The sequence below is a fragment of the Variovorax sp. 10N432 genome (genome assembly GCF_056394465.1).
This window is the reverse complement of sequence record NZ_JBFTHX010000045.1, coordinates 37,607-45,834: the sequence shown is the minus strand read 5'-3', so window position 1 is coordinate 45,834 and position 8,228 is coordinate 37,607. Positions and strand designations below refer to the sequence as shown.

Here is an 8,228-nt window from a genome sequence, read left to right as displayed (position 1 = left end):
GAACTCGCTAGCCTTAGCCGGCAGCTGCAACCTGGCGTAGTGCCTCGGCGCTTCGGCTTGCCAACGCTCCTCGGGCAGGAACAGACGCTCGCGACCGCGGAAGCTCAGTGAATGAGCTATCCAGACCGAGCCGTTGCGCACCGCCCGGCGCAGAGCAAGCAGGGTGGCGACCTCTAGCGCCCCGAAGGCACGCTCGCGGTCAGGGTCGGCGATACTTGCGAGCCAGGCGGCTCCCAGTCGTAGGGCCGTGACTTCGCTTGGAAGTCGCTTGATGCCGGCGGCGTACCCGGCTCGAAGCGTGTTCAGCGCATCAAGTGCCGGGTGCTCGCCGGTGGCCTGCCAAGGCAAGCGGCTGACCCCCACCAGCAGCGAACGCACCGGCGCAATGGCATCGATCAGGAGTTGCCGTATGACCGATGCTCGACTCGGCGGGCGCTGAGCGCACTTGGCAGCGACGATTTCGCGTAGGCGTGAACGCAGTTCGGTATCTGGCACGGCGTCATGGTCTGCGAGCTCGGAGAGCTCCTGCAGCAGTTCCTGGTACTGACGCGCCCAATCCACGGACGCGACACCGTCGGCACAGTGGTGCCACAGGTCGGCCACTCGACGCTGGAACATGAAGATGATCTGGTCGGTCGCCGTGAGCAGGCAGTAGCGCAGGAAGCAGCTGAGCTCCAGCGTGCGGGCCGGCTCCTTGATCCTGGCACTGACCGATGGGGGCCGCCCGGCCATGCGCCTGGCGTAGCGGCGCACCAGAACGTCGTTGAGATCCCCCAGATGTCGATCGACGCCGAGGTCGGTCAGGAACGCGATCCTTTCCAGGACCTCGGTGATCTGGCGTGTGGAATGCCTTGCCGGCGTGCTCCACAGCCCGCTCTGGCAGTGCTCGCCGTCTGGACGCGGCGTATCCAATGCCGATACGCGCGCAGTGAGACCAGATCAGGCGCGGCAATGTCCGGTTCTCGGCTCAAGGTGGCGAAGCAGGGCAGGGGGGCACGATCCGCACGCTGTTCGGCGGCCGTCCGGTCATGCGGGCGAACCCGATGTGCAGCGCCAAGCCCAGCTTGAGGCGGTCGCTGCTGGTCGCCACTGCGGTGTCTCCGCGCCTCTTGGAAGAGTTGGCCGCCGCAGAGTCCAGGGCCTACCTGTCTGGGATGACCGCTGGCAGCCACATCGAAGAGTGCGCCCATGAAGCAGCAACCATCCTCAAGCCCCTGGGGAAAGGCCTCTTGGACGCGATCAACAAGCGAGGCGGCGCCGCACGCATCGACACGTTTCCCGCCTAGCGTCAGTGACGTGCCTGCGGACATGGGCTATTCCTCCGAAGCTCGAGCACCCACACTCATGGGTTCGCGCCCCAGCTGCCGGCGCCGTTGATCGACTCCCACAGGCACTCGTACAGTTGCTTAGCGGTGAGCGATTCGTCGGCGTCGGGGACGTGGCGCAGGAAGTCGACGCCTTCTGCATCTGCATCGGCCTCGCTGATATCCTGCAGCCTCTCGACGCGCACGCCGGTGGCCGCGGGCCGCGCCACGCCTTCGGCGCCATCGATGGTGATCGGAAGCAAGCCAAAGCCGACGCCGCAGTCCGCCAGCATCCAGGCGATCGACCCAACCCCGTCGAAGGGCTTCTTTGAGAGGCAAGAGAACTACTTGCTCGATCTGCAGACCTTCAGGAAGAAGCTCGCAGCATCGTCACGCGCCGCGAAACCGAAGTGAAAGCACTCAAGGCGCAGGTGGCGGCTGACCGGGCACTGATGGGGGACTAAGGCGCTCTTCAGATGTCACCGGGGCCTCACCCTAGGTGGCCCCAGCAGCGGTGGATGACAACGGCAGCCAAGAAAATTATCGGCGAGACCAGCAGCAATCCGCGGACGCGGTTTATCGCCTTGCTCTTTTTCTCTATCCACTCGTGGGCCGCTACGATTCGCCTTTCGATGTTTGCAATCTCGAGCCGGCGCATCGTGTCTATCGAAAGCCCCGGATACAGCAAGACATTCTGTGGATCTTGAAAAGGCGCGGGGAATGGATCCAGCCACATTGTCCGAAGGAACAAATAGAGACCGAGGACAGTGAACCACGCGCAGAGGACAACGTTTCCGAAAACGAAGGGGGTGAGGCTGGCGTCCAGTCCTTTTGCCATAAACGCGAACGTTCCGCCGATCCCCGCGAGGACATAGGTCAGGGTCGCCTGCGCTTCCTTTTTCATGTTGTCGCCGGTTGTGAACTTCTCCTGAAGGTTCTTCAACCCCAACTCTTCGGCCCACTTCAGGCGCTCTGGCCATGTTGCGTGTGGCTTCGTTTCCATCTCTACCAGCCGCCTTCACCCTTGGACTTCAGGAACTCATCCCGTGCCGAGCTCTTGGCGGTTTTCTTCGGCTGGGGGATCTCAAAATCCTCCATCGGCTGCTGAGTCCTGGCAGCTGACTTCTTGCTCGCCCGGGTCGCGCGCCCCGATCCCTTCATCTTGTCCGCGACCCTCGTCGCTGAACGTTTCATGGCAGCCACGTTCTACCTGTGCGCGGGCGGCACGTCGTTCTTGCGGGTTGGAACAGGCTGAGGCACGAACGGCCCTGGCGCCGGCGCAGGTGACGGGGGCGGGGCGCTCGGTGCTGGTCTGTTGCTAGAGTTGCTCATCGGGATCTCCTCGGGTTGTAGTTGGACGGGTATTAGAGCGTACGATCCAAAGCCGCGCCAAGGTGAGTTTGCAGGTTGAGAAGTCCGAGGCCTCGTCACATCAGCTCGGCGCTGGCCGCCCCGGCCGTCGGCGAAGTCGAACACCACTGCGCGCAGCGCGCTGTAGCTCGTCGTGCAGTAGCTCCAGAGGTACGCCGGGTGTGTCTTGCCGTTGCCGGGTTTGAGCATCGCCACGGGCGTCTCGTCGGCATGCAGCACGCGGTCTTCGAGCGTCTCGCGCTTGAGCGCATCGACCAATGGCTGCAGCTGCACGCCGCACTGCCCGACCCAGCTGGCCAGCGTCGAGCGCGGGAAGGCGAGGCCCGCGCGACCGAAGATGGCTTCCTGCCTGTACAGCGGCAAGTGGTCCAGATATTTGCCCACCAGAACCTGCGAGTGCAGCCCAGCTGTCGGGATGCCCTTGTCGATGATGTGCGGGGCGACGGGCGCCTGCACCAGCGTCTCGCACTTCGTGCAGACTCGTTTGCCGCGCACGTGGCGCTCCACCGTGAACACGCCAGACTGGTAGTCGAGCTTCTCGGCCACATCCTCACCAATGCGCTGAAGCGCGTAGCCGCAAGCGCAGGTGGTGCTCTCGGGCTCGTGGCGGATCTCCCGGCGCGGCGAGTGCGCGGGCAGTGCCTGACGCTTGGGCAGTTGCTTCTCGCGCTGCGCCGACGGCGCGCTCGCGAGTTCCTCCAGCTCACGTTCCACCGCCGCGAGGTCGGCATCGATGGTCTCTTCCAGGAGGCTCTTCTGCTCGGCGTTGAAAGCTTCCGACTTGGCGGCGAACTTCAACCGTTTGAGCACGGCCATCTCGTGCGTGAGTTTGTCGATGGCCGCTTGCTTGAACGCGATCTCATGGTCGCGGCGCTCGATCTCGAGCCTGTCGGCTGCGGCCCCTTGCCTGAGGGAGAGCACCATCTGTCGCAGTTGCTGCGCGTCCAGATGGTCAAGGTCGGCCGTGTCAATCACGGAAGGTGATGGTGCCCCAGCGTGCCGGCCCACGCATCAGCACATTCTGCAATTGCACTACAGCACGCAGATCACTCCAGCTTCGCCGATACGTTGCCATGGAAGCCCGAGCACCAGCGCATCGAACTGCGGATGGGTAAGGCTGAGGGTGGTGCCGCTGTCCTTGGGCCAGACGAACTTGTCCTGGTGCAGGCGTCGTGCTGACAGCCAGATCCCGATTCCGTCGTGCACCAGGACCTTCATGCGATTCGCACGCCGATTAGCGAACAGGTAAGCGTGGTGCGGGCGCGCGGCGCCGAAGACACGAACCATGCGTGCCAGCGCCGCTTCGGTGCCTGCGCGCATGTCTGGGAGGAGGAACTGATCGTGGAACTCGTCCCTGAACTGCTCCTGAATGCCCCCCGCGGCGGCACCAGGGTCCAGCGCAACCCGATCGAGCGCATGGCGTTGCCCGTCACGCCTCCGGTTTCTCCGTCCCACTATGGATTGAGGTGCACGATCAAGACCAACGTCAGTGCGGCCAATCCGAAGATGAAGGCGATCGCTGCGTTTTGCCTGAATCTTTTTCCTGCCGATTCTCCAAGAGGAATGCGAGGCTCGAAGATGGCAAGAGATTCGTTACGGCTCGGCGCTGCCTCGTTGTCCGCGTCTTCCTTTGATCTCGGGCTGGCCAAGTGCGAATGGTCGTCCGTGCGAACATCGTTGGCGACTTCGTCGCCGCCATCTCGCAAACAACCAGCTGCGGTAGTTGGCTGGCGAGTGCCTTCTTCCTTCAACAAGGCCGTCCGCGCGAGCAGCTTATGTATTGGCATAGATCTAGTTTGCCACGGCGACACCCTGGCTCAAAGGTGGGTCTAGAGCGTGCAACATCGTAGGATCGACGCTTAACACGAAGGACCTAGTCATGCGCGCAGCATGCCTGGGGCCCGCTCCATACAGAGATGGTTCGTCGCCTGCAAGAGGGTCCTGTTTGATGTAATCGCACTTTTTTCGACATGTGGACCCTGCGCCTTTTGCAAGCTCTGTTCAGTGACGTCAAACGGTCTGCATGCATGTATACGGCTTGCTGTGGGGCGCGTCGAAACATGCCCGCAGCCTCGATGAGATCCGCACACCCTGTCCTCAGCAAATTGACGGCTTGAGTGCGTGACGCAGCCGGTCGAAAAATCAGGCTTCGGGGTGTTGGTTCAACCACTTTTGTCATCACTTCCGAAAGCTTCGCAAACCAGTGCTGGGGGTATTCCTCCTCGAATGTTGTGCTTGGCATTTGGTGGCGGTCGCTCAGCGCGCCGCGGCACTCGACGGGCGATATGGCATGTCGCTGCTCAGCAGGGCCTGGATCACCCGCGCATTCTTGTTGGCCAGCGCCACGGCCGCGCGGTTATAGCCACGCCGCGCGATCAGGTCCTGAAGCCAGCGACTTTGGGCATCGGTCTTGCCCACCGAGTAGCGCAAGACAGATCGCGCACCGTGTATGAGCAAGGTTCGAAGGTATTTGTCGCCTCGCTTGCTGATTCCCCTGAGCTGCGATTTGCCGCCCGACGAATGCTGACGCGGCACCAGACCGAGCCAAGCGGACAGATGTCGGCCGTTCTTGAACTCTTTGGCCTCTCCGACCGAGGCCACCATGGCTGTCGCCGTGATGGTGCCGACGCCGTCAACGGCGGCGATCTTCCGGCACAGCGCTGACTGCTTCATGAATGACTTGAGCCAGGTCTCGGCGTGCTTGATCCGCTCCTCCAGAGCGTGGATCTGTTCCGAGATCTCTAGCACCATGGCTTGGCACACGCTTGTCACCTCGCCCTCGCACGAGCCGATGATCTTTGGGACTTCGCGCTTGAATGCCTGGCGCGTCTGCGCCATGGACACGCCTCGCTCGACTAGCAATCCTCTTGCCTGGTTAATCAGTGCCGTGCGTTGCTGCACCAGCAATTCGCGCACACGATGCACCGCCTGGATGTCCTGCTGCTCGACGGACTTCACCGTCACGAAGTTCATCGTCGGCCGGCTGGCGGCCTCGACGATGGCTTGCGCATCGTTGCGGTCGTTCTTGTTGGTCTTCACGAACGGTGTGACGTACTGCGGACTGATCAACCGCACCTCGATGCCCATGGCACGGAAGCATCGGGCCCAATGGTGGGCGGATCCGCACGCTTCCATGGCAACGATGCGAGGCCGCGATTCGCGGACGGTCTCGACGAATGCGGTGCGCATAACCTTGGCGGTGTAGACCGTGCGGCCCTGGCGATCGGCGCCGTAGAGTTGGAAGACACGCTTGGCCAAGTCGATGCCGAGAATGTAGATCTCCATGATGAACCTCCGGAAACAGCGGTTGATGAGTCGCTCAGTTTGCTATCGGGGTGGCGCAGGGTCCATCTCAGTAAATTGACACGGTCGTAGTTCTCGCCGACAACCAGACACTGCCGTGGATCACGCGCGCAAGCATTGAGCGAGCAACGGGGTGGACGCTGGTTCAGGCGCTGTGCGAGCGCCACGCGGCACCGTGAGCCTGCTCATATCAAGAGACCTTTCTGACTTGATGGCGTTGGCACTCGATGCCGGGCAACGCGCTACCCTGGAGAGCATCACATTCCTCGGGGTGTGCAGTGCAGCAAAGTAAGCTTCGAGAATGGAAGCCGGAGCATCTTCTGGACAGGGGGTCCTGCAGCTGCGCGCAGTGCTGCGCAGCATCAGCCCGTTGATCTGGCGGCGCCTTCTGGTGCGAGGCGATACGAGCGTCGCGCGGCTTCACCAGATTCTGCAGGTCGCGTTCGGCTGGCAGGACATGCACCTTCACCGCTTCGAGATTCGTGGTCGCGAGTACGGAGTCCACCAAGAGGGTGGAATCTTCTTCGAAACCGACGCACACGCAGCCCTGATCGGCCAACTGAAGCTGCGGCCCCTCGAACGATTCACCTACGAGTACGACTTTGGCCATCTGTGGGTGCACGACCTGCGCATCGAGGCGACCTTGCCTTTGGACCCGAAGCGGATATATCCGGTGTGCATCGCAGGCCGACGCGCTGCACCCCCACAGGAGATTGTGGCGGTCCGCATGCATTCATGGTCACTCGGTTCGAGTACACCTTGATTGGCGAGAGCAGGTCCCGGCAGGAATTCGATGATCTTCTCGACGAGGTGGAAGACGAGGAATGGGAGATCCTGCGCCACTACCACCCCGATCGCTTCGATCGGCGCGCCGTCAATCGAAGGCTGGCCGCCTTGGCTGGGCAATCTCAGGAAAGGTAGGCCCCATGAGAGTCACCGTTCAGGTTCATATCGAAGTCGCCGCGGCGCGGCCGGTCACCGTGCCGCTTCATGTCATGGATCGGGCATGTGACCAGGTGCAGGACGTCGGACTCGCTTTCGGCGACGCCAAGCCATCCTCGGCAAGCTCCAACAAGCGCTTGTCCAAGAGCAGCTGGATGGCTACCTATCCGACCGCAGGGCCTGTCCGTACTACGGCAGGCCGGGAGCCGTCAAGGGCTACCACCCTCTGCGCTTTCGCACCGCCTTCGGGGATATCGACTTTCGCAGCCCCCGTTGGCGCCGCTGCCGCTGCGAGCAATCCCGGGAGGCTACTTTCTGCCCGCTGAGCGAACTGCTGACGGTGCACACGGCCCCAGAACTGACATATCTGCAGGCCAAGTGGGCCGCGCAAGTCTCCTTCGCGGCGGTCGGTGCGCTGTTGCATGATGTGTTGCCCGGCGACCAGGGGCTGCGTCCGGAAACCATTCGTCGGCACGTTCTGGACACCGCAGAGCGACTCGAAGCGCAGCTCGGCCCGGAGCAGTTCGCCTACGACGGCGGCTCCCAGCGCGAGATCGAAGCCTCGCCGGAGCCTGCCGCTCCCATCACGGTGGGGCTGGACGGCGGCCACATCCGAGGCCGCGATCGCCTGCCGGGTGCCAACGGATGCTTCGAGGTCATCGCCGGCAAGAGCATCCCGGACGAAGGTGCGGCGAAAGTCTTCGCCTTCGTCCATCGGATAGACCGCAAACCGAAGCGGAGGCTGCGCGCCGTGCTCGAGTCGCAAGGCATCCTCCCTCGACAGCGCATCACGTTCCTGTGTGACGGCGGCGACACCGTGCGCGAGCTTGGCGCCTTCCTGCACCCGCGATCCGAGCACATTCTGGATTGGTTCCACGTCGCCATGCGCATCGAGCAACTCTTGCAAACAGCACGCGGGTGGCAAGGCTCGGAGAAGGAGCACCTCCTCAAGAGCATCGAGCGCGTCAAATGGTTCCTGTGGCATGGAAACGTGATCCGCGCCGACGAAACCCTGTACGACCTGGTCGAGGAAGTCAACGGCGTACTCGAGCAGGACAGGCAAACTGGGCGGCCGTCTTCGGTCGTGCTGAAGAAACTTGATCGGGCGCTGGGTGAATTCGCGACCTACGTCGACAGCAACGCCGGCGCCATCGTCAACTACGGAGAGCGGTACCGGTGCGGGGAGCGCATTGCAACCGGCTTCGTTGAATCCGCGGTCAACCAGGTGATCTCCAAGCGGTTCGTGAAAAAGCAGTAGATGCGCTGGACGCCGCGCGGCGCGCATCTGCTCCTCCAGGTTCGCACCCA

General features: G+C 62.8%; 9 protein-coding genes and 2 pseudogenes. 3 read left to right on the top strand and 8 right to left on the bottom strand.

What is annotated here, in order from left to right; translation table 11 throughout:
- From AC1DF3_RS31770 to AC1DF3_RS31735, 8 genes and pseudogenes are all read right to left on the bottom strand, one after another.
- A pseudogene (locus AC1DF3_RS31770) lies at positions 1-900 on the bottom strand (Tn3 family transposase); the annotation flags it as partial.
- A 442-nt stretch (positions 901-1,342) separates the two neighbouring features.
- Positions 1,343-1,597, bottom strand: coding sequence for a hypothetical protein (locus tag AC1DF3_RS31765; protein ID WP_478142049.1), 255 nt, complete (start codon positions 1,595-1,597; stop codon positions 1,343-1,345).
- Between the two features lie 197 nt (positions 1,598-1,794).
- Entirely contained in the window at positions 1,795-2,307 is a 513-nt protein-coding gene (locus tag AC1DF3_RS31760; protein ID WP_478142048.1) for a hypothetical protein, read from the bottom strand.
- Between the two features lie 2 nt (positions 2,308-2,309).
- Positions 2,310-2,498: a hypothetical protein gene (locus tag AC1DF3_RS31755; RefSeq protein ID WP_478142047.1), complete on the bottom strand. Its 189-nt coding sequence runs from the start codon at positions 2,496-2,498 to the stop codon at positions 2,310-2,312.
- Positions 2,499-2,747: 249 nt separating this feature from the next.
- A pseudogene (gene tnpC / locus AC1DF3_RS31750) lies at positions 2,748-3,647 on the bottom strand (IS66 family transposase); the annotation flags it as partial.
- 60 nt (positions 3,648-3,707) lie between these two features.
- A complete protein-coding gene (gene tnpB, locus AC1DF3_RS31745) occupies positions 3,708-3,995 on the bottom strand; it encodes an IS66 family insertion sequence element accessory protein TnpB (RefSeq protein WP_478142046.1) in 288 nt (95 codons plus the stop codon).
- Between the two features lie 134 nt (positions 3,996-4,129).
- Positions 4,130-4,462: a hypothetical protein gene (locus AC1DF3_RS31740; RefSeq protein WP_478142045.1), complete on the bottom strand. Its 333-nt coding sequence runs from the start codon at positions 4,460-4,462 to the stop codon at positions 4,130-4,132.
- Positions 4,463-4,931: 469 nt separating this feature from the next.
- Positions 4,932-5,960: an IS110 family RNA-guided transposase gene (locus tag AC1DF3_RS31735; RefSeq protein WP_478142044.1), complete on the bottom strand. Its 1,029-nt coding sequence runs from the start codon at positions 5,958-5,960 to the stop codon at positions 4,932-4,934.
- A gap of 319 nt (positions 5,961-6,279) precedes the next feature.
- Here AC1DF3_RS31735 and AC1DF3_RS31730 point away from each other — a divergent pair, with 319 nt between their 5' ends.
- The 3 genes from AC1DF3_RS31730 (at position 6,280) to AC1DF3_RS31720 (ending at position 8,178) form a co-directional block, all read left to right on the top strand.
- On the top strand, positions 6,280-6,741 hold the full coding sequence (locus tag AC1DF3_RS31730; protein ID WP_478142043.1) for a plasmid pRiA4b ORF-3 family protein: 462 nt from the start codon (positions 6,280-6,282) through the stop codon (positions 6,739-6,741).
- A complete protein-coding gene (locus tag AC1DF3_RS31725; RefSeq protein ID WP_478142042.1) occupies positions 6,714-6,899 on the top strand; it encodes a hypothetical protein in 186 nt (61 codons plus the stop codon). The genes AC1DF3_RS31730 and AC1DF3_RS31725 overlap by 28 nt, the downstream gene beginning before the upstream one ends.
- 133 nt (positions 6,900-7,032) lie before the next feature.
- Positions 7,033-8,178 (top strand): ISKra4 family transposase, encoded by a 1,146-nt coding sequence (locus tag AC1DF3_RS31720; protein WP_478142056.1) that lies wholly within the window; start codon positions 7,033-7,035, stop codon positions 8,176-8,178.
- The last annotated feature ends 50 nt before the right edge of the window (positions 8,179-8,228 follow it).